1 pseudogene is annotated in these 333 nt (G+C 66.4%); it reads left to right on the forward strand.

Annotated elements, in window-relative coordinates:
• Nucleotides 1–333: pseudogene (locus tag AC1MHZ_RS23435) on the forward strand (hypothetical protein); the annotation flags it as partial.

The raw sequence follows: 333 nt of genomic DNA on the forward strand, positions 1-333 counted from the left end.
CCTTACAGCGAGCACTACACCTACGACGACGGCAACAACCTGACGACGATCCGCCACGTCAGTGTCGCGGGCAACCGCACCCGGGAGCTACAGGTTTCCGAGGGCAGCAACCGGGCGATGGTGAAAGGCCACAGCCTGACACCGGAGACGGGCTTCCTGGCGGGAGGTCTGCAGAAGCAACTGGCCGACGGCAGGGCGCTGCAGTGGCTGGCCGACAACCAGCTCGGCAAGGTCACGCCTGTCAGCCGCGTTGATGGCGATGACGACAGCGAGCGCTACCACTACGCCGACGGCGGCACCCGCACTCGCAAGGTCCACAAGGCGCAGGTCAGC

This window comes from Pseudomonas sp. FA-1 (assembly GCF_056856075.1).